This window comes from Caballeronia ptereochthonis, assembly GCF_001545075.1.
GTDB lineage: Bacteria > Pseudomonadota > Gammaproteobacteria > Burkholderiales > Burkholderiaceae > Caballeronia > Caballeronia ptereochthonis.
The window spans coordinates 1-941 of sequence record NZ_FCOB02000106.1 but is presented as its reverse complement, the minus strand read 5'-3'; the positions used below and the strand labels follow the sequence as shown (position 1 = coordinate 941).

Annotated in this window: 1 pseudogene; it reads right to left on the bottom strand. The window is 62.2% G+C overall.

The features are described 5' to 3' along the window. A pseudogene (locus AWB83_RS35660) lies at positions 1-941 on the bottom strand (ESPR-type extended signal peptide-containing protein); the annotation flags it as partial.

Here is a 941-nt window from a genome sequence, read left to right as displayed (position 1 = left end):
CCCGTGGCCGTCGAATCTACACCCGTGCTGTTCGCATGGAAGTACTTCGTGCCCGTGTTGTACACGTTGTTGATCTGATTGCTCAGGTTGGTCACGTTACCGCCGATGTTGGTAACGCTGCCCGCCACGTTCGAGATATCCGACGTGTTCTGGTTGATCGCCTGATCCGCTGCATACAGCTGCGAGCCGTTCACCGCATCGGTCGAGCTGGCCGAGAGACGACCCGCTGCCACGTTGGTGATCGTGCGCTCCTTGCCCGCTGCGCCCACCGACACCGTGCTCGTCGCGTTGCTGCCTGCGAACGTGTAGGCCGTGCCACCGATCGTCGCACTCGTGGTGTTCACCACTGCTGCCGTCGTCGAACCCGCACCCAGTGCCACGTCGCCCTTGTTGGTCGACACCGCACCCGAGCCGATCGCCACCGAGTCAACACCCGTAGCCGTCGAATCTACACCCGTGCTGTTCGCATGGAAGTACTTCGTGCCCGTGTTGTACACGTTGTTGATCTGATTGTTCAGGTTGGTCACGTTACCGCCGATGTTGGTCACGCTGCCCGCCACGTTCGAGATATCCGACGTGTTCTGATTGATCGCCTGATCCGCTGCATACAACTGCGAGCCGTTCACCGCATCGGTCGAGCTGGCCGAGAGGCGGCCCGCTGCCACGTTGGTGATCGTGCGCTCCTTGCCTGCCGCCCCCACCGACACCGTGCTCGTCGCGTTGCTGCCTGCGAACGTGTAGGCCGTGCCACCGATCGTCGCGCTCGTGGTGTTCACCACTGCCGCCGTCGTCGAACCCGCACCCAGCGCCACGTCGCCCTTGTTGGTCGACACCGCACCCGAGCCGATCGCAACAGAATCCACACCCGTGGCCGTCGAATCTACACCCGTGCTGTTCGCATGGAAGTACTTCGTGCCCGTGTTGTACACGTTGTTGATCTG